Raw genomic sequence first — 25322 nt, 5'->3', positions numbered from 1 at the left:
CCGCCCGCCGGGGCACCGCGTACTACGGCCGGGTCACTCCGCGTCGAGCGAGGCCAGCCATTCCTTGACGATCCGGGCGGTCTCCGGGGCGTCGTCGCGCATCATGGAGAAGTGGTCGGCCGGCACGCGGCGCAGTTCGGCCGTCGGGAACGCCTTGCTCTGCGTCTCCTCGGCCGCGGCCGCCGCGACGGCCTCCAGGCCGACGGACTCCTCGGTGGCGCGGACGACCAGGACGGGCGCGGTGGTGTGCGACACCTCGAGTTGGCCGAGCAGGTTCATCCACCGTCCCATGCCGGACAGCCTGGAGTTCGTCATCCGCACCGGTGACTCCTCGTCGACCACGAAGTTGCGGTGCATCAACCGGTCGTAGTCGATCTCCTCCTTGTCGTCGTGCCGGATGCTGACCGAGTCCAGCAGCACCACCGCTTCCGGCCTGATGCCCCAGGTGGCCTCCAGCAGCCCGGCGGCGGCGTAGGCGTACGTACCGCCGGAGGAGTGCCCGACCAGGACGAAGGGGTTGCCGTCGCTCGCGCGCAGGGCGCTCTCCGCGATGGTCCGGACCGCGGTCGTCACTGTGGACGGCAGTCGTTCCCCGGCGGCGAAGCCGACCAGCGGCACCGCGCTGACGTGCCGTTCGCCCCGGAAGGGTGCGGCGAACCTGGCGTACTCGTGGACACCGCCGTTGGCGGTCGGCGTGCTGACGCAGATCATCCGCGGTTCGGCGGGGCCTTCGGCGAGCGTGGTCGGCAGCGGCAGGTCCTCCAGTTCGGCCGTGTTCTCGAAGGTCTGGCGCAGGCCGGTCAGGGCCCGCAGCATGAGCCTGGCCTCCGGGAACTTGCCGTTGTCCATGGCGTCGAGGAACATCCGCTCCAGCGAGTCGGGCTCCGGTCCGGCCAGCAGCAGGCTCCCCGCGGACTCGGAGCCGGCGAGTCCGGGCTGTGCGGCGAATTCGCTGCGCAGCCGTGCTCCGAGGTCTGCGGAGGTCTTGGTGTCGAAGGCCAGGGTCGCCGGCAGTTGCAGGCCGGTGGCCGTGGCGAGCCGGTTGCGCAGCTCGATCGAGGTCAGCGAGTCGAGACCGAGTTCGTAGAAGTCCCGGCCGGGCTCGATCTCCGCCGGGGACGCGTAGCCGAGGATGAGGGCGGCCTCGCCGCGGACGAGGTCGACGAGGTGGCCGACGCGCTCCCCTTCCGGCAGCGCCAGCAGTTGCTGGGCGAAGGTGGCCGGAGTGCCGGACGTGCTCGTGGCACTGGAGGCGGTCCGCCTGCTGTGGCGGACCAGGCCGCGGAACATCGGGGGGATCTCCCCCTGCGGCACACGGGCGCCGGGGATCAGGCCCACCGCCATCACCACGGGCTCGGTGAAGTCCCGGGCGCGGTCGAACAGTGCCATGCCCTCCTCGATGGAGACCGGCGCCATGCCGTTGAGCCGCATGCGCGCCACGGTGGCCTGGTTCAGCGATTCGGCCATGCCGCCGCCGTCCCAGTGGCCCCATACCAGTGACTGGCCCGGCAGGCCCAGGGCGGCGCGGTGCCGGACCAGGCCGTCGAGGAAGGCGTTCGCGGAAGCGTAGTTGGCCACGCCCGGGGCGCCCAGTACGCCGGAGACGGAGGAGAACATGATGAACCCGGCCAAGCCGAGGTCCTTGGTGGCCTCGTGCAGATGCCAGGCGGCGTCCACCTTCGGGCGCAGGACCGGTGTCAGGCGCTCCGGGGTCAGCGCGGTCACCACGCCGTCGTCGAGGACACCGGCGAGGTGGACGACCGCGGTCAGCGGGTGCTCCGCCGGGACGGCGGCCAGGAGTGCGGCGAGCGCGTCCGGGTCCGCCGTGTCACAGGCCGCGATGGTCGGCAGCGCGCCCAACCCCCGCAGTTCCGCGATGAGTTCGTCCGCTCCCGCGGCCTTCGGTCCGCTGCGGCTGACCAGCAGCAGGTGCCGGGTGCCGTTCGCGGCGAGCCACCGGGCCAGTTCGATGCCCAGGCCGCCGGTGCCGCCGGTGATCAGTACGGTCCCCTCGGGGTCCCACTGCGACGGCCGTGTCACGGCATCGTCGGGCAGCCACGCCAGCCGCCCCATGAGCACCGCCCTGTCGCGCACGACGAACTGGGTCTCGCCGGTGGGCAGCAGGCCGGGCAGTGCCTCGGTGAGCACCGTCAGGTCGCCGCCGGCACCGTTCTCGTCCAGTTCCTCGACGTCGGCCAGGACGAAGCGGCCGGGGTGTTCCGCGATCGTCGAGCGCACCAAGCCCCACAGGGCGGCCCCGGCCGGGTCGCCGCCGTCCACCGCACCACGCGTCAGGAACACCAGCTGTGAGGTGCTGAAGCGCTTGTCGGCGATCCACTCCTGCACCAGCAGCAGCGCCTGGACCGTCAGCTCGTGCACCGCCGCCGGGAAGCCGTCCTGCGCGCGGGGAACGGGAACCATGACCAGGTCCGGGGTGCCCGTGATGTCGGCGAGCGACGCGGTCCCCAGCGGCGCCAGGACGGTGCTCCGGAGAGCGGGCGCGTCCTCCGTGCACGGTGCGGGAATCCACTCCAGGCGCAGCAGCCGGTCCCGCTGGCTGCGGACGGCCCGCTTGGGGGCTTCCGCCATGGGGCGCAGCGTGACGTGACGCGCCGACAGCACGGGGTCCCCGGAGGCGTCGACCGCCGTGACGCTGACGGAGTCCGTACCGGTCTTCGTGATCCGGGCCCGTACCGCCGCGGCGCCGGCGGCGTGCAGCGACACGTCCTCCCAGGAGGCTGCGGAGGAAAGGTGCTCCTCGTCGCCCGCGCCGCTGAAGGCGGTGGCGTGCAGGGCCGCTTCGAACAGTGCGGGGTGCAGGCCGAAGGACGCGGCGTCCGAGGCGAGGCCCTCCGGGAGTTCGGCTTCGACGAACGTGTCGTCGCCACGGACCCAGGCCGCCTGAAGTCCGCGGAAGGCGGCGCCGTACTCCGTCCCGTCGTAGTGGCCGTCCACGTCGACTTCGGAGGCGTCGCGGGGCGGCCAGACGGACGTGTCGAAGTCCGCGGTGTGCTCGCCGCTGGTGAGGGTGCCGGTGGCGTGCCGGGTCCACGGTGCGTCCGGTGTGGCCTGGGGCCGTGAGAAGAACCGGATCTGCCGGTCGCCCGCCTCGTCGGGAGCGCCCAGCCATACCTGGAGCACCAAGGCCGCGCCGTCGGCGAGCACCAGCGGTACGTCGAGGGCGAGTTCGGCGACGCGGTCGCAGTCGCACTCGTCGCCGGCCCGGACGGCGAGTTCGACGAAGCCGGCGGCCGGGAAGACGGCCGTGCCGCCCACCACGTGGTCCTTGAGCCAGGGGTGGGTCTCCATCGACAGACGGCTGGTGAACAGGATGCCGCTGCCGTCCGCCAGTGGCACCGCGGCGCCGAGCAGCGGGTGCTCGGTGGACACCAGGCCCGCGGAGGTCACGTCGCCCCCCAGTGCCCTCGGCTTCGGCCAGTAGCGGTGGCTGCGGAACGGGTAGGTGGGCAGGTCGACCCGTCGCGCACCGGTGCCGTCGAAGATCCTGGCCCAGTCCGCGTCGACTCCGGCGACGTGCAGCTGCGCCAGGGTGGTGAGCAGGGCCGTCTCCTCGGGGCGGTCCTTGCGCAGGGCGCTGACGGCGACGACGGTGCCGTCCACGTTGTGCGGGACCATCCCGGTCAGTGTCCCGTCGAGGCCCAGCTCCAGGAAGGCCGTGACGTCCTCGGCGGCCAGGGTGCGTACCGCGTCGGCGAAGCGGACGGGTTCACGGACGTTGCGGACCCAGTAGTCGGCGCAGCGCATCAGGTCGTCCGAGGCGCGCTCGCCGGTCACGGTCGACACCAGGGGAATGCGCGGCTCCTGGTAGGTGAGGCCCTCGGCCACCTGGCGGAAGTCGTCCAGGATCGGGTCCATCAGCGGGCAGTGGCCGGCGACCTGCACCGCCACCTGCCGTGTCTTGCGGCCCTCGGCGGCGAATGCCTCGGTGATGCGCTGCGTGGCGGGTCCGTTGCCGGCGATGACGACGGACTCCGGTCCGTTGACCGCCGCGATCGAGACACCGTCGACGAGCCGCGCGGTCGCCTCCGTCTCGCTCGCCTGGATCGCCACCATGATGGCGCCCTGGCCCTCGAGGGTGTTCATCAGCCGCCCGCGGGTGGCCACCAGGGTGCAGGCGTCCGCCAGCGAGAGGACCCCGGAAACGTGCGCCGCGGCGATCTCACCGAACGAGTGCCCGCCGACGAAGTCGGGTCGGACGCCCCAGGATTCGACGAGCCGGAACAGCGCGACCTGGATGGCGAACATGGCCGGCTGGGTGAACTCGGTCTGGTCCAGTCGTTCGGCGTCGGTGAGCATCACCTCCCGCACCCGGTCGTCGAAGTGGGCCAGTACGGCGTCCAGGGCCTCGGCGAACACCGGGAAGCGGGCGGCGAGCTCGCGCCCCATCCCGACCCGCTGGCCACCCTGGCCCGGGAACATCATCGCCAGCGTGCGGTCCTCGGCCGTGCCGCGCGCCACCTCGTCCCCGGCGAGCAGCACCGCGCGGTGCGCGAAGACCGGCCGCCCGGTGGCCAGTGAGAAGCCCACGTCGAGCGGTGCGAGTTCCGGCCGCTCGCCGACCCAGTCCCGGAGCTGCGCGATCCCGTCGGCCAGCGCCTCGGGGACCTTGCCCGAAACGAGCCACGGTACCGCCTGCGGCTCGACGGCCGGGGTGTCCCGCTCGGTCCGGTCGGCACCGGCCGGTGCCTGTTCGAGGATGGCGTGGGCGTTGGTGCCGCTCATGCCGAACGAGGAGACGGCGCCGCGGCGCGGGCGGCCGGTGTCGGGCCAGTCCTTCTGCTCCGTGAGGAGTTCGACGTCCCCCGCCGTCCAGTCGACGTGCGAGGAGGGCGTGCCGATGTGGAGGGAGCGCGGCAACACGCCGTTCCGCAGCGCCATGACCATCTTGATGACGCCGGAGACACCGGCTGCCGCCATGGTGTGGCCGATGTTCGACTTGAGCGAGCCCAGCAGCAGCGGCCGCCCCTCGGGCCGGTCCTGGCCGTAGGTGGCGAGCAGCGCCTGGGCCTCGATCGGGTCACCGAGCGAGGTACCGGTGCCGTGCGCCTCGACGGCGTCCACGTCCGAGGGCGCGAGCCCGGCGTGCGTCAGGGCCTGGCGGATGACCTGCTGCTGGGACGGTCCGTTGGGAGCCGTCAGGCCGTTGGAGGCGCCGTCCTGGTTCATGGCCGAGCCACGCACGACGGCGAGGACCTCGTGGCCGTTGCGGCGGGCGTCGGACAACCGCTCCAGGACGACCACGCCCACGCCCTCGGCCCAGCTGGTGCCGTCGGCGTCGTCGGAGAATGCCTTGCAGTGGCCGTCCGACGCCAGCGCGCCCTGCCGGCTGAATCCGGCGATGCTCATCGGTGTGGACAGCAGCGTCACACCACCGGCGAGGGCGAGCGAGCACTCGCCGTTGCGCAGGGCGTGGGCCGCGAGGTGCAGCGAGACGAGCGAGGAGGAGCACGCGGTGTCGACGGTGAGGGCCGGGCCCTCCAGGCCGAACGTGTAGGAGATCCGGCCGGACAGGACGCTGCTGGCGAGCCCGGTGCTGGCGTGCGCCTCGACGTCCTCGCTGGAGTTCATCAGGATGCTGCCGTAGTCGGCGCCGCTGGTGCCGACGAAGACGCCGGTCTCGGTGCCCCGCAGCGACACCGGGTCGATGCCGGCCCGCTCGACGGCCTCCCAGGAGGACTCCAGCATGAGCCGCTGCTGCGGGTCCATCGCCATGGCCTCGCGGGGGGAGATGCCGAAGAAGGGGGCGTCGAAGTCGGCGAGGCCGTCCAGGAAGCCGCCCCTGGACGCGGAACTGCGACCCTGGTCGCCCTCCGCGCCGCCCAGCAGGGTCTCCAGGTCCCAGCCGCGGTCCGTCGGATAGGCGGAGATGCCGTCGCGCCCGTCGACGACGAGGCGCCACAGGTCCTCCGGGGACCGCACGCCGCCGGGCAGCCGGCAGGCCATGCCGACGATGACGACCGGATCGTCGGCGGACACCGTGCGGATCGCGGCCGGGGCGTGGGCCGCACCGTGCTCGTCGAGGAGTTCGGCGATGAGGTGGCCGGCGAGTGCGGTGGGGTTGGGGTAGTCGAAGACGAGGGTGGCGGGCAGACGCAGGCCGGTGGCCGTGGACAGCCGGTTGCGGAGTTCGACGGCGGTCAGCGAGTCGAAGCCCAGGTCGTGGAAGTCCCGCCGGACGTCGATCGCCTTGGCCGAGGTGTGCCCGAGCACGGCGGCGGCCTCGGTCCGTACGAGATCGAGGGTGAAGGCGCTCCGCTCGTCCGCGGTCAGCTCCGTCAGCCGCCGGGTCAGTCGCGCGGCCGCCTCGGTGCCGCCGGCGGAGATCGCCGCCGTACGGCGGCCGCCCTTGATCAGACCCCGCAGCACCGGAGGCACGGCGCCTCGGCCACGGGCGCCGGTGGCCAGGGTGCCGAGCGGGACGAGGTGCGCCTCGTCGGTCGCGGTGGCGGCGTCGAACAGCGCCAGTCCCCGCTCGACCGACAGCGGCGGCACGCCCAGGGACGCGATCCGCTCCGGTGCCGTGGCGGAGGACGCCCGGGTGATCCCGTCCTGCCGTGCCCAGGCGCCCCAGGCGAGGGACTGGGCGGGCAGGCCCTGCGCCGTGCGGTGCCGGGCCAGCGCGTCGAGGAAGGCATTGCCCGCGGCGTAGCCGCCGTGGCCGGTGCTCCCTACGACGCCCGAGACGGACGAGTACAGCACGAACGCGGCGAGGTCGAGGTGCTCGGTGGCCTCGTGCAGGTGCCAGGCCGCGTCCACCTTCGGCCGCAGGACGACCGACAGCCGCTCGGGCGTCGACGACGCCAGCTCGTCACCGTCGAGGATGCCGGCGGTGTGGATCACGGCGGTCAGCGGGTGCGCGGCGGGCACCGCGCCCACCGCCGCTGCCACGGCCTCCCGGTCGGCCACGTCACATGCCAGGAAGGTCACCTCGGCACCGTGCCCGGCAAGTTCCGTCCGCAGCACGTCCGCACCAGGTGCCTCCGGGCCACCGCGGCTGGCCAGCAGCAGATGCCGTACACCGCGCTCGGCCACCAGGTGCCGGGCCAGCTCACCGCCCAACGCACCCGTGCCACCGGTGATCAGCACGGTCCCGTCCGGGTCCCAGGACCGCGGCATCGTCAGCACGATCTTCCCGATGTGCTGCGCCCGGCTCATGAACCGGAACGCCTCCGGCGCCCGCCGCACGTCCCACGTCGTCACCGGCAGCGTCCGCAACGCCCCCTGCCCGAACAACTCCGTCAAGGCGTCGAGCATTTCCCGGGTGCGCTCCGGGCCCGCTTCCGCGAGGTCGAAGGCGCGGTAGTGCGCTCCGGTGGCGGACCGGGGGTCACGGATGTCGGTCTGGCCCATCTCCAGGAAGTGGCCGCCCGGGGCGGTCAACCGCAGGGAGGCGTCGACGAACTCGCCCGCCAGCGCGTTGAGGACGACGTCCACACCGCGGCCACCGGTGACCGCCCGGAACCGCTCCTCGAAGTCCGTCGTACGGGACGAGGCGATGTGGTCGTCCGCGACGCCCAGCTCGCGCAGGGTGTCCCACTTGCCCTCGCTGGCCGTGGCGAACACCTCGGCCCCCAGATGCCGGGCAAGCTGGATCGCCGCCATGCCCACACCACCGGCACCGGCGTGCACGAGGATCGACTGCCCCGGCCGCAGATCCGCCAGATCCTTCAAGGCGTAGTACGCGGTCAGGAAGACCAGCGGTACGGAGGCGGCCCGGGCGGCCGACCAGTCCTCGGGGACGCGGGTCAGCAGCCGCTCGTCGGCGACGGCCTCCGGGCCGAAGCCGCCGAAGACCATGCCCATCACGCGGTCGCCCGGGTGCAGCCCGCGCACGCCGGGCCCGGTCTCGGTCACCACACCGGCGGCCTCGGCACCCAACGGCCCGGCCTCGCCCGGATACATGCCCAGGGCGTCCAGGACATCACGGAAGTTGACGCCGGCGGCCTGGACCCGGATGCGGACCTGGCCCGCGCCGAGAGGCTCCAGGACCTCCGGGCAGGGCGCGAGGACCAGCTTGTCGAGGCTGCCCTTGGCCGTGCTGTCCAGCCGCCAGGCAACCTCCGCGGGCGGCAACAGCCCGGCACCACCGCCGAGCTGAGCCAGCCGCGCCACCCGGACGACACCGTCACGCACCACGAACTGGGCGTCCTCGGTGGCCAACAGCCCCGGCAGGGCCGCAAGCACCCCGGCGACGTCCCCACCCTGGCCGTCCTCGCCGTCCCGGCCGTCTTCGAGATCCAACAGCACGATCCGGCCCGGGTTCTCCGACTGCGCCGAGCGCACCAGACCCCACACCGCACCCGCGGCCACATCCCGTACGGACTCGCCCTCGACGGCGGAGACCGCGCCCCGCGTGACGAACACCAGCCGCGCGGCAGCCGACTCCTCGCGCTCCGCCCACTCCTGGAGCAGGCCCAGGACCCGGGACGTGAGCGCGTGTGCCACGGCGGGCACGTCATCGGCACCGTCAACGTCCGTACCACCGAGCACGGGGACCAGCACGAGGTCCTCGTCACCGGTCAGATCGGCCAGGGACGCGACCGAGGCGCCCACACCCAACGCGTCGGCGCCCAGGGACACACACCGGACGTCGGCGGGCCGCACCTCGGGCGCCGCCACCCAGTCCAGCGACAGCAACGCGTCGAATTCCGCACGGCGTTGTGCCGTCAACGGGGCCGCCGCGTCGGCCAGTTGGCCGCGGAGGACGAGTGCCTCGGCGGACAGTACGGGCGCGCCCTCGACATCGACGGCCGCGATGGACACCGAATCGTCCCCGGTCCTCACCACCCGGGCCCGCAGCACCGCCGCTCCCCCGGCGTGCAGCGACACACCCCGCCAGGCGAACGGCAGGAGGAGGTCCCGCTCGCTGCCGACCCCGGCCATCTGGCGGGACTGGAGCACCGCGTCCAGCAGCGCCGGGTGGATGCCGAAGGAACCGGCCTCCTCGGCCACCTGGGCCGGCAGCGCGGCCTCGACGAAGAGCTCGTCGCCGCGGCGCCAGGCCGCGCGCAGTCCCTGGAAGGCCGGGCCGTACCCGGTCCCGTCATAGAAACCCGCCAGATCCACGACAACGGCGTCCTGCGGCGGCCAGACCGCGGAACCGAACTCCGCGATCCGCTCACCGCCGGTCAGGGTGCCGTGGGCATGCTGGACCCACGGCTGCTCGGCGGGCCCTTCGGCGGGTGCGTCAACGCGCGAGTGCACCGAGATCGTCCGGGCACCCGCCTCGTCGGGGGCGCCCACCAGCACCTGGACCTGCGCGGCGCCGTCCTCCGTGAGCGTCAGGGGTGCGAGCAGGACGAACTCCTCGACCCGGTCGCAGCCGACCTGGTCACCGGCGCGCATGGCCAGCTCCAGGAAGCCGGTGGCCGGGAAGAGGACCCGGCCGCCCATCTCGTGGTCGGCCAGCCACGGGTACGTCTGCAGCGACAGCCGGCCGGTGAAGACCACCTCGCCGGAGTCGGCGAGAGTGAGGGTCACGCCCAGCAGCGGGTGTTCGGCCGGGAGGAGCCCGGCGCCGCTGACGTCCCCGGAGAGCGCGGCGGGCCGGGGCCAGTACCGCTCGTGCTGGAAGGGGTAGGTCGGCAGCTCCACACGGCGGGCGCCCGTGCCCGCGAACCACGCCGCCCAGTCCACCCCCACACCCGCGACGTGCAACCGCGCCAACGCCGTCACCAGCGCCGACTCCTCCGGACGGTCCTTGCGCAACGCGCTGACGAACACCGCGGCCTCGTCCGCACCATGCTGCGCCATCGCCGTCAGCACACCGTCGGGACCCAACTCCAGGAAAACCGAGGCACCTTCGGCCTCGAGCGCACGGACCCCGTCCGCGAAGCGCACCGTCTCCCGCACATGCCGCACCCAGTAACCAGGCGAACACACCAGCTCCTGGGAGGCGAGCTCCCCGGTCACGTTGGACACCAGGGGAATCTCCGGTGCCTTGAACGACAGCCCCTCGACGACCTGCCGGAAGTCCTCCAGCATCGGTTCCATCAACGCCGAGTGGAAGGCATGGCTCACCGACAGGCGCTGCGTCTTGCGTCCCTGGGCCGCCAGCTCCCCGGCCACCCGGAGCACCGGGGCCTCTTCGCCGGCGAGCACCACCGACTCGGGGCCGTTGACCGCCGCGATCGACACCCCGTCGGCCAGCCGCGGACGCACCTCGTCCGCGGCGGCCTGGACAGCCACCATCGCACCGCCCGCAGGCAGCGCCTGCATCAACCGCGCCCGCGCCGCCACCAGCACGCACGCGTCGTCCAGCGACAACACCCCGGACACGTGCGCCGCCGCGATCTCACCGATCGAATGCCCCGCCACGAAGTCCGGACGGATCCCCCAGGACTCCACCAACCGGAACAACGCCACCTCGACGGCGAACAACGCCGGCTGCGTGAACCCCGTCTCGTCCAGACCCTCCGCGTCACCGAACATCACCGCACGCAGTTCCCGCAGTTCACCGTCGAACTGCGCCAGCACCGCGTCCAGTGCCTCGGCGAAGGCCGGGAACCGGCCGTACAGCTCCCGGCCCATCCCCACCCGCTGCGCACCCTGCCCCGAGAACAGCACCGCCGTCTTCCCGGCCGTGTCCTGGGCGAAGCCGCGTGCCACCTCCACGGTCTCGTCGCCCTCGGACAGCAGTACCGCCCGGTGCTCCAAGTGCGCCCGGGTGGTCGCCAGCGAGAATCCCAGGTCGATCGGGGACGGGCCGGTCAGCGCGGCGATCTGCGCGCGCTGCGCGGCCAGTGCTTCCTCGGACCTGCCCGACACCAGCCACGGCACGACCGTCGGCGCAAGCTCCGCAGCGGTGTGCAAAGCGCCCTGGGCGTCGTTCTCGGCCGGCTCCCCGGGTTCCTCGGCGCGCGGTGCCTGCTCCAGGATGACGTGGGCGTTGGTGCCGCTGATGCCGAACGACGACACGCCCGCCCGCCACGGCCGGTCGGCCGCGGGCCACGCACGGGACTCCGTCAGCAGCTCCACCGCCCCGGACTCCCAGTCCACGTGCGACGACGGCACGTCGGCGTACAGCGTCTTCGGCAGGACGCCGTGCCGCAGCGCGAGGACCATCTTGATGAGTCCCGCCGCGCCGGCCGCGGCCTGGGTGTGGCCGAGGTTGGACTTCACCGAGCCGAGGTACAGCGGGCGTTCGGGGTCGCGGTCCTGGCCGTAGGCGGCGAGCAGTGCCTGGGCCTCGATCGGGTCGCCCAAGGTGGTGCCGGTGCCGTGCGCCTCGACGGCGTCCACGTCCGAGGGCGCGAGCCCGGCGTTCGTCAGGGCCTGCTGGATCACCCGCTGCTGGGACGGGCCGTTGGGTGCCATCAGGCCGTTGGAGGCGCCGTCCTGGTTGACGGCAGAGCCGCGGACGACGGCGAGGATCTGGTGTCCGTTGCGGCGGGCGTCGGAGAGGCGCTCCACGACGACGATGCCGACGCCCTCGGACCAGCCGGTGCCGTCGGCGTCGTCGGAGAACGCCTTGCACCGGCCGTTCGACGCCAGCCCGCCCTGCCGGGTGAATCCGGCGAAGCTCATCGGGGTCGACATCACCGTCACGCCACCGGCCAGGGCGAGCGTGCACTCACCGCTGCGCAGGGCGTGGGCCGCCAGATGGAGCGAGACGAGCGAGGAGGAGCACGCGGTGTCGACGGTGAGGGCCGGGCCCTCCAGGCCGAAGCTGTACGAGAGCCGTCCCGACAGGATGCTGCCCGCGAGCCCGGTGCTGCCGTGGCCCTCGATGTCCTCGCGGGAGTTCAGCACGGCGTTGATGTAGTCGACGCCGCTGGTGCCCACGAAGACGCCGGTCCGGCTGCCCCGCAGGGACACCGGATCGATGCCGGCACGTTCCAGCGCTTCCCAGGAGGTCTCCAGCAGCAGCCGCTGCTGCGGGTCCATCGCCACGGCTTCACGGGGTGAGATGCCGAAGAAGCCCGCGTCGAACGAGGCGGCGTCGACGAAGCCACCTTCGGCGGTGGCGCTGCTGCCGCCGCCCTCACCGCTGAGGATGTCGAGGTTCCAACCACGGTCCGTGGGGAATGCCGAGATGCCGTCGCGACCGTCGTCCAGCAACTGCCAGAGCTCTTCCGGCGACCGCACTCCGCCCGGCAGCCGGCAGGACATGCCGACGATGGCTATCGGCTCCTGCTTGGCGGACTCGGCCTCCCGCAGTCGTTGGCGCGTCTGGTGCAAGTCGTTCGTGACCCACTTGAGGTAGTCGACGAGCTTCTTGTCGTTCGGCATGACGTGGAACCTTCCGTGTAAATGCAGTGGGTCTGACTCAGAGTTCGTTCTGCCGGCCGAGCTCGTTGTCGATGAAGGCGAAGATCTCGTCGGTGCTGGCGGATTCGATCCGTTCGGATACCTGCGCGTCGTCCTCCTCCGCCGTGGTCCCGCGCCAGTCGTCCAGGATCTGCGCCAGGCGGCCTGCGACGGCGGCCCTGGTACGGGCGTCGGGCTCGCTGGAGGTGAGCGTGGCGTCGAGGCGTTCCAGCGCGGCGAGGAGGTCCGGGCCCGCGGCGGAGTCGTCCACGAGCTGCGCGACGAGGTGTTCGGCGAGTGCGGCGGGGTTGGGGTAGTCGAAGACGAGGGTGGCGGAGAGCCGCAGGCCGGTGGCGGTCGAGAGCCGGTTGCGCAGTTCGACGGAGGTCAGCGAGTCGAAGCCCAGGTCGTTGAACTCCCGCCGGGTGTCGATCGCCTTGGCCGAGGCGTGCCCCAGCACGGCGGCGGCCTCGGTCCGCACGAGGTCGGTCATGATGCGCGGACGTTCTTCCGCCCGTGCCTCGCGCAGTCGTTGGCCGAGCGTCGCGGCCGCCTCGGCTCCGCCCGCGGAACTCGCCGCCGTCCGGCGGGCGCCCTTGACCAGGCCCCGCAGCACCGGCGGCACGGTGCCGCGGTCCCGGGCGCCGGTGCCGACCGGCCCGAGGGGGACGAGGTGGGCCCCGTCGGTCGTGCCGGCGGCGTCGAGCAGCGCCAGTCCCTGTTCGACGGTCAGGGGCGTGGCTCCGGCGGAGGCGATCCGCTGCACGTCGATGTCCGACAGGGTGGCGGTCATGCCGCCGCTCGGGGCCCAGGCCCCCCAGGAGAGGGACTGGCCGGGCAGGCCCTGCGCCGTGCGGTGCCGGGCCAGCGCGTCGAGGAAGACGTTGCCCGCGGCGTAGTTGCCCTGTCCCGCGGTGCCGAGCACGCCCGAAACGGACGAGTACAGCACGAACGCGGCGAGGTCGAGGTGCTCGGTGGCCTCGTGCAGGTGCCAGGCCGCGTCCACCTTCGGGCGCAGCACGGCCGACAGCCGCTCGGGCGTCAACGACGCCACCACGCCGTCGTCCAGGACACCCGCGGTGTGGATCACCGCGGTCAGGGGGTGGGCGGCGGGCACCGCTTCCACCGCCGCGGTCACCGCCGCGCGGTCGGCCACGTCGCACGCGCGCAGGGTCACCTCGGCGCCGAGGGCGGCGAGTTCCGCCCGCAGTTCGCCCGCGCCGGGCGCGTCCGGACCGCTGCGGCTGACCAGCAGCAGGTGCCGGACGCCCCGCTCGGTCACCAGGTGTCGGGCCAGTTCGCCGCCGAGCGCACCGGTGCCGCCGGTGATCAGCACGGTGCCGTCCGGGTCCCAGGCGCGCGGCAGGGTCAGCACGATCTTCCCGATGTGCTGCGCCCGGCTCATGAACCGGAACGCCTCCGGCGCCCGCCGCACGTCCCAGGTCGCCACCGGCAGTGTCCGCAGGGCGTCCTGGGCGAACAGCTCCAGCAGCGCGGTGAGCATCTCCCGGACCCGGTCGGGGCCCGCGTCGGCGAGGTCGAACGCCTTGTAGTGCACCGGGGCGGTGGCCTCGGGCTCGCGGATGTCGGTCTTGCCCATCTCCAGGAAGTGGCCGCCCGGGGCGGTCAACCGCAGGGAGGCGTCGACGAACTCGCCCGCCAGCGCGTTGAGGACGACGTCCACACCGCGGCCACCGGTGACCGCCCGGAACCGCTCCTCGAAGTCCGTCGTACGGGACGAGGCGATGTGGTCGTCGGCGACGCCCAGCTCGCGCAGGGTGTCCCACTTGCCCTCGCTGGCCGTGGCGAACACCTCGGCCCCCAGATGCCGGGCAAGCTGGATCGCCGCCATGCCCACACCACCGGCACCGGCGTGCACGAGGATCGACTGCCCCGGCCGCAGATCCGCCAGATCCTTCAAGGCGTAGTACGCGGTCAGGAAGACCAGCGGCATCGAAGCCGCCTGCTCCGCCGTCCAGTTCTCGGGGACGGGCGCCAACAGTCGCTGGTCGGTCACCGCGACCGGGCCGTAGCCGCCGAAGACCATGCCCGTGACGCGGTCGCCCGGGCGCAGTCCGTGCACGCCGGGCCCGGTCTCGGTGACCACGCCGGCGGCCTCGGCGCCCAACAGGCCCGCCTCGCCCGGGTACATGCCCAGGGCGTTCAGGACGTCGCGGAAGTTGACGCCGGCGGCCTGCACCTGGAGGCGGACCTGGCCCTCGGTGAGGGGCTCCAGGATCTCCGGGCAGGGGGCGAGGACCAGGTTGTCCAGGCTGCCCTTGGCCGCGCTGTCCAGCCGCCACGGCACGTCGGCCGGCGGCAACAGCCCCGCGTTGCCGCCGAGCGGGGCCAGGCGCGCCACCCGGACCACGCCGTCGCGGACCACGAACTGGGCGTCGTCGGTGGCCAGCAGACCCGGCAGGTCCGCAAGCACCTCGGCGACCGCCCCGTCCCGCCCGGCTTCGAGGTCCAGCAGCACGATCCGCCCGGGGTTCTCCGACTGCGCCGAGCGCACCAGACCCCACACCGCAGCCGCGGCCACGTCCGCTACGGCCTCCCCCTCCTCGGCGGAGACCGCACCGCGGGTGACGAACACCAGGCGGGACGAGGTGGATTCGTCCCGGTCGAGCCAGTCCTGAAGCACTCCCAGGGCCCGGGCCGCCAGCGCGTGCGCCGCGGCGGGCACGTCGCCGGCCGCCGTACCGGACACGGGGACCAGCACGAAGTCCTCGTCGCCGGTCAGGTCCGCCAGGGACGTGGCCGAGGCACCGGCGCCCAACTCGTCGGCGCCCAAGGACACGCACCGGACCTCGGTGGGTTCCCTCTCGGGCGCCGCCGTCCAGTCCAGCGACAGCAGCAGGCCGTCCTCCGCGCCGCGCTGTCCGGCACGACCGCCGCCGGGGGCCTGGTAGGCGCGGATCACCATCGCCTCGGCGGACAGCACGGGGGCGCCTTCGACGTCGACGGCCGCGATGGACACCGAGTCGTCGCCGGTCTTCACCACCCGGGCCCGCAGCGCCGCGGCTCCCCCGGCGTGCAGCGACACGCCCCGCCAGGCGAACGGCAGGGAATCCTCCTGCTCGCTGCCGACGCCGGCCAACCGGTGGGACTGGAGCACCGCGTCCAGCAGCGCCGGATGGATCCCGAAGGAACCGGCCTGCTCGGCGGCCTCGGCCGGCAGCGCCACCTCGACGTAGGCCCCGTCCGCGCACTGCCGCACCGAGCGCAGGCCCTGGAAGGCCGGGCCGTAGCCGGTCCCGTCGTAGAAGCCGGCCAGGTCCACGGCCGCGGCGTCCTGCGGCGGCCAGACCGTAGAGCCGAAGTCCACGATCCGTTCACCGCTGGTCAGGGTGCCCTGAGCGTGCTGGACCCACGGCTGGTCGACCGGACCGTCGGCGCGCGAGTGCACCGAGATCGTCCGGGCCCCCGCTTCGTCCGGGGCGCCGACCACCACCTGGACCTGCGCGGCGCTCTCGTCGGTGAGCACCAGGGGCGTCAGCAGGAGGAACTCCTCGACCCGGTCGCAGCCGACCTGGTCACCGGCGCGCATGGCCAGCTCCAGGAAACCGGTGGCCGGGAAGAGGACGCTGCCGCCCATCCGGTGGTCGGCCAACCACGGGTACGCCTGCAACGACAGCCGGCCGGTGCACACCACCTCGCCGGAGTCCGCGAGGGTCAGCGTGGCGCCCAGCAGCGGATGTTCGGCGGGCTGGAGGCCCACCGCGGTCACATCGCCGGCGAGCGCGGCGGGCCGGGGCCAGTACTTTGCGTGCTCGAAGGGGTAGGTCGGCAGGTCCACGCGACGGGCGCCGGTGCCCGCGAACCACGCGGCCCAGTCCACCGCCACCCCCGTGACGTGCAGCCGCGCCAACGCCGTCGCCAGCGCCGGTTCCTCGGACCGGTCCTTGCGCAGCGCACTGACGAACACCGCGGCCGGGTCCGCCCCGTCCTGCGCCATCGCCGACAGCACACCGTCGGGCCCCAACTCCAGGAAGACCGAGACGCCTTCGGCCTCGAGCGCCCGCACGCCGTCGGCGAAGCGCACCGTCTCCCGCACGTGCCGCACCCAGTAGCCGGGCGCACGCACCACCTCCTCGGAGGCGAGCTCACCCGTCACGTTGGAGACGATCGGGATCTGCGGTGCGTGGTACGTCAGGCCCTCGGCGACCCGTTGGAAGTCCGCCAGCATCGGCTCCATCAACGCCGAGTGGAAGGCGTGGCTGACCGGCAGCCGCCGGGTCTTGTGCCCCGCGGCCGCCAACTCCTCCGCGATCCGCAGGACCTGGGACTCCGTCCCGGAGAGGACCACTGCCTCGGGACCGTTGACCGCCGCGATCGACACCCCGTCGACCAACCGGGCCGCCACCACCTCCTCCGCCGCCTGCACGGCCACCATCGCCCCGCCCACCGGCAGCGCCTGCATCAACCGCGCCCGCGCCGCCACCAGCACGCACGCGTCGTCCAGCGACAACACCCCGGACACGTGCGCCGCCGCGATCTCACCGATCGAATGCCCCGCCACGAAGTCCGGACGGATCCCCCAGGACTCCACCAACCGGAACAACGCCACCTCGACGGCGAACAACGCCGGCTGCGTGAACCCCGTGTCGTCCAAACCGTCCGCGTCACCGAACATCACGTCCCGCAGCCCGGCGTCGAAACGTTCCAACACCGCGTCCAGCGCCTCGGCGAACACCGGGAACCGGCCGTACAGCTCCCGGCCCATCCCCGCCCGCTGCGCACCCTGCCCCGAGAACAGCACCGCGAGGGAGCGGTCCGCCTCGGCACGGCCCCGGGCCGCCTCGGACAGTTCGCCGTCGGGGCCCTGTGCCAGGAGCACCGCGCGGTGCTCGAAGAGCGACCGATCCGCGGCGAGCGAACGGCCGACGTCCACCGGTGACAGCGCGCCGCCGTGCGTCGAGATCCGCTCGATCTGGGCCGCCAGAGCCGGTGCGGACTTGGCGGACAGCAGCCACGGCACGACCGTCGGCGCCCACTGCGGTTCCGCCGCGGGCTCTTCGGCCGGCTCCGCCTGTTCGATGACGACGTGGGCGTTGGTGCCGCTGATGCCGAACGACGACACGCCCGCCCGCCACGGCCGGTCGGCCGCGGGCCACGCACGGGACTCCGTCAGCAGTTCCACCGCCCCGGACGCCCAGTCCACGTGCGGCGACGGCGCGTTCACGTGCAGCGTCTGCGGCAGCACACCGTGCCGCAGGGCGAGCACCATCTTGATGATCCCCGCGACCCCCGCTGCGGCCTGGGTGTGGCCGAGGTTGGACTTCACCGAACCGAGGTACAGCGGGCGCTCGGGGTCGCGGTCCTGGCCGTAGGCGGCGAGCAGTGCCTGGGCCTCGATCGGGTCGCCCAGCGGCGTGCCCGTACCGTGCGCCTCGACCACGTCCACGTCCGAGGGCGCGAGCCCGGCGGCGGCCAGCGCCTGCCGGATCACCCGCTGCTGGGACGGTCCGCTGGGGGCGGTGAAGCCGTTCGAGGCGCCGTCCTGGTTGACCGCCGAGCCCCGGACCACGGCGAGCACGGGGTGCCCGTTGCGGCGCGCGTCGGACAGTCGCTCCACTACGAGGACGCCGACGCCCTCGGACCAGCCGGTGCCGTCGGCCGCTTCGGCGAACGCCTTGCACCGGCCGTTGGCCGCCAGGCCGCCCTGCCGGCTGAACTCCATCAGGGATCCGGGGGACGCCATCACGTTCACACCGCCGACCAGGGCCAGCGAGCACTCGCCGGCCCGCAGGGCGTGGGTCGCCGTGTGCAGGGCGACGAGCGAGGAGGAGCAGGCCGTGTCGACGGTCACCGCCGGGCCCTCCAGGCCCAGCGTGTAGGACAGCCGGCCGGACGTGGCGCTGGCGGCGATGCCGGTGCCGATGTCGCCGGTGGCGTCGGCCAGCGAGCGCACCAGCAGGTAGGCGTAGTCCTGGCCGTTGGTGCCGACGAAGACGCCGGTGCGGCTGCCGCGCAGGGTGGTCGGGTCGATTCCGGCGCGCTCGACGGCCTCCCAGGAGGTCTCCAGCAGCAGCCGCTGCTGCGGGTCCATGGTGATGGCCTCGCGCGGGGAGATGCCGAAGAAGCCGGCGTCGAAGTCCGCCACGCCGTCGAGGAAGCCCCCCTCCTGGCTGACGGCGTTGCCGCGCGCGTCGACCCCGGCGTCCCGCAGGGCGTCCAGGTCCCAGCCGCGGTCCGTGGGGAACGCGCCGATGGCGTCCTTGCCCGCGGCCAGGAGCTCCCACAGGTCCTCGGGCGACTGCACGCCGCCCGGGTACCGGCAGGCCATCCCGACGATCGCGATCGGTTCCGTGGCCGCGGCGACGAGCTTGTGGTTCTGTCGGCGCAGGTGCTCGGCTTCCTTCAACGAGGCGCGGAGGGCTGCGACGACGGTTTCACTGGAAGTGGTCATGGTCCGCTCTTTCCGCTCTGTCAACGCTCTTGGGAGGAGTTGCGCTCGAGTGCCGCCTGCACCAGGTCGGCGACGTCCATCGCGTCGATCGACTCGTCGTAGGCGTCCGCCGTCGTCGCGGGAGCGGCCTCGCCGCCCGCCGCCGCGGTCCGCTCCGCGGCCAGCTTCATCAGGGGTTCGAGCACGCCGATCTCCCGCAGTTGGTTCAGGGAGACGGAGGCGAGCAGGGCTCGGATGCCCGCGGCGTCCGGGTCGTCGTCGCCGGAGTCCGGCCCCGGTTCCGTGCCGGGCACGAGCCGGCTCAGGACGTGCTCCGCCAGTTCGGTGGGGTTGGGGTGGTCGAAGACGAGCGTGGCGGCCAGGGTCAGTCCGGTCGCGGCGCCGAGTTGGTTGCGCAGTTCGACGGCGCTGAGCGAGTCGAATCCGAGGTCGCGGAACGCCCGGTCGGCGCCCACGGCGTCGACCGTGGGGTGTCCGAGGACCGCCGCGGCGCGGCGGCGGACCAGGTCGAGGACGACCCGGGCGCGCTTGGCGGGCGACAGGTCGGCCAGTTGCGCGCGCAGCGCGTCGCCGGTGGCGCCGTCGTCGCCGTCCTCCGCCGTCCGGTGCTCGGTGACGGTCGGCTCGCCGAGCAGCGGGCTGGGCCGTACCGCGGTGAAGGAGCGCAGGAACCGGTCGCGGTCGAGGTCGGCGACGACCTCGGTGGGACGTCCGTCCATGACGGCCCGGCGCAGCGCCATGACGGCGAGGTCCGGGTCCAGGGGACGGATGCCGGTGCGCTGGGCCACGTCGGCGGCCCGGTGATCGGTCGCCATGCCCCCGCCGCCCCACACGCCCCAGGCGAGCGAGGTCGCGGCCAGGCCCTGGGCCCGGCGGTGTTCGGCGAGCGCGTCCAGGTAGGCGTTGGCGGCCGCGTAGTTGGCCTGGCCGGCGTTGCCGACCGCGCCCGAGGACGAGGAGAACAGGGCGAACACGGCCAGGTCCAGGTCCCGGGTGAGGTCGTGCAGGGCCAGGGCCGAGGCGGCCTTGGCGCGGAACACGGCCTCGTAGCGGTCCGGGGTGAGGCTGTCGAGGACGCCGTCGTCCAGGACGCCCGCGGTGTGGATCACACCGGTCAGCGGGGCCTCGTCGGGGATCGCGGCGAGAACCTCGGCGAGCGCGTCGCGGTCGGCGACGTCGCAGGCGGTGAGGGTCACCTCCGCGCCCAGTGCGTTCAGTTCGGCGCACAGTCCGTCCGCGCCGGGCGCGGCGGCGCCCCGGCGGCTGAGCAGCAGCAGGTGCCGGGCGCCGGCCGCGGCGAGCCGGTGGGCCACCTGGGCGCCCAGGGCTCCGGTTCCGCCGGTGATCAGGACGGTTCCGGTGGGGTCCCACTCCCGCGCGTCGCGTCCGGCCGGTACGGGCACCAGCCGGCGGCCGAGGGAGGCGGAGGGCCGGATCGCGATCTGGTCCTCCGTGCCCGGTGCCGCGAGGAACTCCGCGAAGCGGGCCGCGGACCGGCCGTCGAGGGCGTCGGGCAGGTCGATCAGACCGCCCCAGCGCTGCGGGTACTCCAGGGCGGCGACCCGCCCCAGGCCCCAGACCGCGGCCTGGGCGAGCCCGGGCACCGGTTCGGCGGGGGTGGCGGCGACCGCGCCGCGGGTGACGCACCACAGGGGTGCGGTGAGGTCCGCGTCGCCGAGCGCCTGGATCAGGGCGGTGGTCAGGGCCAGTCCCTCGGGGGCGTCCGCACCGTGTCCGGGTGCGTCGGCGAGCGCGAGCAGGGACACCACTCCGGTGAACTCGTGTCCCTCGTCGGCCAGTCGGCGCAGGTGCGCGGCGAGTGCCACGCGGTCGGGGCCGGGCGCCTCCAGGCGCACGGTGTCCGGGCCCAGGGCGGCGACGGCATCGGCGACCCAGGGGTCGTCGGCGTGGCCGGCCGGGAGGACGGCGAGCCAGGTGCCGGCCGCGGTGGGGGCGGGCTGCGGGGTCAGCGGCTGCCAGGTGATCTGCTGCCGCCAGCCGTCGACGGTGTGTTCCTCGTCCCGCCGGCGGCGCCAGTCCGCAAGCGCGGGCAGCACCTTGGCCAGGGCGTCCCCGTCGACGTTCAGCGTCGTCTCCAGCGCGGCGAAGTCGGCCTCGCGCACCGCCGACCAGAAGCCGTCGTCCGCGGCGGACGGTGCGGCCAGGTCGGTGGCCGGCTGGGTGGCCGGCCAGTACCGCTGGTGCTGGAAGGGGTAGGTGGGCAGGTCGGTGCGGCGGGGCGCGGCCGGGCCGAGCAGGGCGGCCCAGTCGGGGGCGGTTCCCCCGACGTACAGCCGAGCCACGGCGCCGACCACGGACTCCTGCTCACCGCGGTCCCGGCGCAGCGCCGGGACGGTGACCGGCTGCCCGGGCAGGGCTTCCAGGGTTTCCTGGGCCATGGCGCAGAGCGTGCCGTCGGGGCCGAGTTCCAGGAAGGCGGTCACGCCGCGTTCGGCCAGGGTGCGCACCCCGTCGCCGAAGCGGACCGCCTCGCGGACGTGGCGGACCCAGTAGTCGGGGTCGCACACCTGCTGCTCGGTGGCCGCCTGACCGGTGACGTTGGACACGAGCGGGATCGCCGGGGCGTGGTACGTGAGGCTTCCGGCGACCCGTCGGAAGTCCTGGAGCATGGCATCCATGTGCACGGAGTGAAACGCATGGCTGACCCGCAAACGCGTAGTCTTCCGGCCGTCGACGGTGAACTTCTCCGCGATGCCCAGCACCGCGGCCTCGTCGCCGGAGAGCACCACCGACCACGGTCCGTTGACCGCGGCGACGGACACGCCGTCGGCCAGGTGCGACCGGACCTCCTCCTCGGTGGCCTGCACGGCGACCATGGCGCCGCCGGCGGGCAGGGCGTTCATCAGCCGTGCCCGGGCGGCCACCAGTCGGCAGGCGTCGTCCAGGGAGAGCACCCCGGCGACGTGGGCTGCGGTGATCTCGCCGATGGAGTGGCCGGCGGCGAAGTCCGGGCGGATGCCCCACGACTCGACCAGTCGGAACAGCGCCACCTCGACGGCGAACAGGGCGGGCTGGGTGAAGCGCGTCTCGTTCAGCCGCTCCGCGTCCCCGAACATCACGTCCCGCAGCGGCAGGTCCAGCTCTCCGTCCAGGCGGGCCGTCACGGCGTCCAGGGCCTCGGCGAACACCGGGTAGCGGGCGTGGAGTTCGCGCCCCATGCCCACGCGCTGCGCGCCCTGGCCGGAGAACAGCACCGCGAGCTTGCCCCGGCGCTCCGCCACCTGGCCGCGCAGGACCTGGGGCGTGTCGAGGCCGTCGGCGAGCGCGGCCAGGCCGGTGAGCAGCCCCTCGCGGTCCTCGGCGAGGACGGCGGCCCGGTGGGTGAAGGCCGACCGGGTGGTGGCCGTGGACAGCGCGAGCTCGGCGACGGTGAGGTCGGGCCGGGCGGTCGCGTAGGCGTGCAGCCGTCGGGCCTGGGCGCGCAGTGCGTCCGGCACGGCACCGGTCACCGGGACCGGCAGCGGGCCGCCGGTCTCCTCGGGGCGCGCGGGTGCGTCCGCCGCGGCCTCAGCGGGCTGCTCGATGATCACGTGGGAGTTGGTGCCGCTGGCGCCGAACGCCGAGATGCCGGCCCGGCGCGGACGCCCGGTGTGCGGCCATTCGGCGGCCTGGTCCAGCAGTTCGACGGCTCCGGCGGTCCAGTCGACGTGCGCCGAGGGCTCGTCGATGTGCAGGGACCGGGGCAGCACGCCGTGCTGCATCGCCAGCACCATCTTGATCACACCGGCGACGCCGGCGGCCGCCTGGGTGTGGCCGATGTTGGACTTCAACGAGCCCAGTCGGAGTGGCAGTTCGGCGTCCCGGCCCTGCCCGTAGGTAGCGAGGAGGGCCTGTGCCTCGATGGGGTCGCCCAGGGTGGTGCCGGTGCCGTGCGCCTCCACGGCGTCCACGTCGGCCGGCGCCAGACCCGCGTTGGCCAGCGCGCGCTGGATGACCCGGCGCTGCGAGGGGCCGTTGGGCGCGGTGATGCCGTTGCTGGCGCCGTCCTGGTTGACGGCCGAGCCGCGCAGCACCGCGAGGACCTGGTGGCCGTTGCGGCGGGCGTCGGAGAGCCGTTCCAGGACGAGGACGCCCACGCCCTCGGACCAGCCGGTGCCGCCCGCCGTGGAGGCGAAGGGCCGGCAGCGGCCGTCGGGCGCGAGAGCCCCCATCTCCCCGAACTCGACGAAGTTCACCGGGCTGGACATCACCGTCACGCCGCCGGTCAGCGCGAGGGAGCACTCCCCCGCCCGCAGGGCCTGGGCGGCCAGGTGGAGCGCCACCAGGGACGACGAACAGGCCGTGTCGACGCTGACGGAGGGGCCTTCGAGGCCGAAGTGGTAGGCCACTCGGCCGGAGAGCAGGCTGGCCGACTGCGCGGTCTGCGCGTGGCCCAACTGGCCGGCCTCGGGCCGGTAGTCGCCGGAGCCGCCGCCGACGAACACCCCGGTGTCGCCGCCGCGCAGTCCGGCGGGGTCGACGCCGGCGCGCTCCAGGGCCTCCCAGGTGGCTTCCAGGAGGATGCGCTGCTGCGGGTCCATCACCATGGCCTCGCGCGGTGAGATCCCGAAGAACCCGGGGTCGAAGTCCGCCACGTCGTAGAGGAAGCCGCCCTCGCCGGTGACGGTCCGGCCGCGGCCGTCCCGGTCGCCGTGCAGCAGCCGTTCCAGGTCCCAGCCGCGGTCCGTCGGGAAGCCCCCGATGGCGTCGACCTCGTCCGTGACCAGCTTCCACAGGTCCTCGGGCGAGCTGACCCCGCCCGGGTAGCGGCAGCTCATGCCGACGATGACGATCGGGTCGTCGGTCGTGGCGGCGGACCCCACCCGCAGCGCCGCGCCGTGCTGCGCCGTTTCCTCGCCGAGGAGTTCGGCCCGCAGGTGGTCGGCGAGCGCCTCGGTCGTGGGGTAGTCGAAGACGAGGGTCGCGGGCAGTGCCAGACCGGTGGCGGTGGCGAGCTGGTTGCGCAGGTCCACGCCGGTCAGCGAGTCGAAGCCGAGGTCCCGGAACGGCTGTCCGGTGGGTACGGCGTCGGCGTCCGCGAACCCGAGCACCGCGGCGACCCGGGCCCGGACGAGGGCCAGCAGGACCTCGGTCCGTTCCGCGTCCGGGCGGGCGGCGAGTTCGGCCCGCAGGCCGGTCGCGGTGCCCGCCGGGCCCGCCTCGGCGGCGTCCGGCTGCGCCAGCGCGGCCCGGGCCTCCGGCAGCTGCGCGAAGAGGGCGCTGCGCCGGTTGCGGGTGAAGGCGGGCACGAACCGGTCCCACTGGACGTCGGCGATCGTCACCGCGGAGGTGTCGGTGCCGAGCGAGCGGGCGAGCGCGGTCAGGGCCCGTGCGGAGTCCATCGGGGGCAGCCCGTTGACCCGCAGGTGGGCGGCCAGGCTGTCGGACGCGACGTCGGCCCAGCCGCTCCACGCCACCGTCACGGCGGGCAGCCCCTGCCGCCGCAACTCCCGTGCGATTTCGTTGAGTTGGGTTCCGGCCGCGGCCTCGGTGGCCCGGCCGCCGGCGCCCCAGGTCGCGGCGATCGAGGAGAAGAGGACGAACGCGTCCAGGGGACGGTCACCCCCCGCCGCCTCGGCCACCTGCGCCAGGCTCGCCACGTCGGCGCGCAGCGCGGCCAGGGCCGCGTCGGGCTCTTCGGCGTCGGACGGCCCGTCGGTGTGCACGACGGCGGTCAGCGGCGCCTCGGCCGGCAGCGCGGCGAGTGCGGTCAGCACGGCCTCGCCGCCGGACGGGCCGCAGTCGAGCACCGTCACCGGTACGCCCAGGGCGTCGAGTGCGGCACGCGCCGGGGCGCCGTCCGGGGCGTCGGGGTCGAGCAGCAGCAGGTGCCGGGCGCCCTGTTCGGCGAGCCAGCGGGCGCAGTGGCCGCCGGCGCCGGCCGCCGGGCCGACGATCAGGACCGTGCCGGTCGGCTGCCACGGGGCCGTCGGGGCGTCGGGGGCGACGCGCACCAGCCGGCGCCCGAAGAGGCCGGCGGGCCGCAGCGCCACCTGGTCCTCGTCGCCGATGCCGGCGAGGGCGGTGCGGAGCCGTTCGATCGCGCGCCGGTCGAGCACCCGCGGCACGTCGACCAGGCCGCCCCAGCGGTCCGGGTGGTCCACGGCGGCGATCCGGCCGATTCCCCACACCGTCGCCTGGGCGGCACTGACCTCGGTCTCCGCACGGCCCACCGTGACCGCGTCGCGGGTGACGCACCACAGCGGGGCGTCGATCCCGGCGTCCGCCAGGGCCGCCACCGCCTCGGTCGGCCAGGCGGGTCCGGTGGGCAGGGCGTCGACGTACGGGGTCGCCAGCAGCGAGACCACGCCCGCGAACTCAAGGTCCTGGGCGGCGAGTTCGGCCAGCGGTCCGGCGAGTGCCGTTCGGTCGTTCGGGTCGGCCTCGACGACGACGGCCGTCTCGCCGAGGGCGGCGACGACGGCGGCGGTCCACACGTCGTCGGTGCCGCCGGTCGGCACGAGCGCCAGCCACCGCCCGGTGAGGGTGCCGGGCGCGGTGCCTGCCAGCGGGGTGAAGGTGACCCGGTAGCGCCAGCCGTCGACGGTCGAGCGTTCGACGCGCTTGCGGCGCCACGCGGACAGCGCGGGCACCAGCGTCGACAGGGCGTCGTCGTCCAGTTCGAGGTCGTCGGCGAGCG

General features: G+C 74.1%; 3 protein-coding genes (1 of these 3 only partly in view). All 3 read right to left on the bottom strand.

Translation table 11 applies throughout. The features are described 5' to 3' along the window. Positions 1–33: 33 nt before the first annotated feature. Tightly spaced (at most 37 nt apart), the 3 genes in view from SNOUR_RS47630 to SNOUR_RS39790 form a layout consistent with a single transcriptional unit that may run on beyond the window. Positions 34–12252 carry a type I polyketide synthase gene (locus SNOUR_RS47630; RefSeq protein ID WP_067357078.1) on the bottom strand — a complete coding sequence of 4073 codons (12219 nt, stop codon included), beginning with the start codon at positions 12250–12252 and terminating at the stop codon, positions 34–36. A gap of 37 nt (positions 12253–12289) precedes the next feature. Continuing rightward, the gene (locus SNOUR_RS39795; RefSeq protein ID WP_446677944.1) at positions 12290–18706 is read right to left on the bottom strand and encodes an SDR family NAD(P)-dependent oxidoreductase; all 6417 of its coding nucleotides are present in this window, start codon (positions 18704–18706) and stop codon (positions 12290–12292) included. Further along, positions 18703–25322, bottom strand: partial view of a type I polyketide synthase gene (locus SNOUR_RS39790; RefSeq protein ID WP_067359169.1) — the final stretch only. Its footprint extends 21841 nt past the window's final position; 6620 of the gene's 28461 nt are visible here — the last part of the coding sequence; the start codon falls outside the window, past its right edge — the gene reads right to left on this strand; the stop codon is at positions 18703–18705. The genes SNOUR_RS39795 and SNOUR_RS39790 overlap by 4 nt, the downstream gene beginning before the upstream one ends.

Source organism: Streptomyces noursei ATCC 11455 (assembly GCF_001704275.1).
Classification (GTDB): domain Bacteria; phylum Actinomycetota; class Actinomycetes; order Streptomycetales; family Streptomycetaceae; genus Streptomyces; species Streptomyces noursei.
The sequence above is the reverse complement of the archived record's forward strand: the minus strand, read 5'-3'. Positions and strand labels throughout refer to the sequence as shown.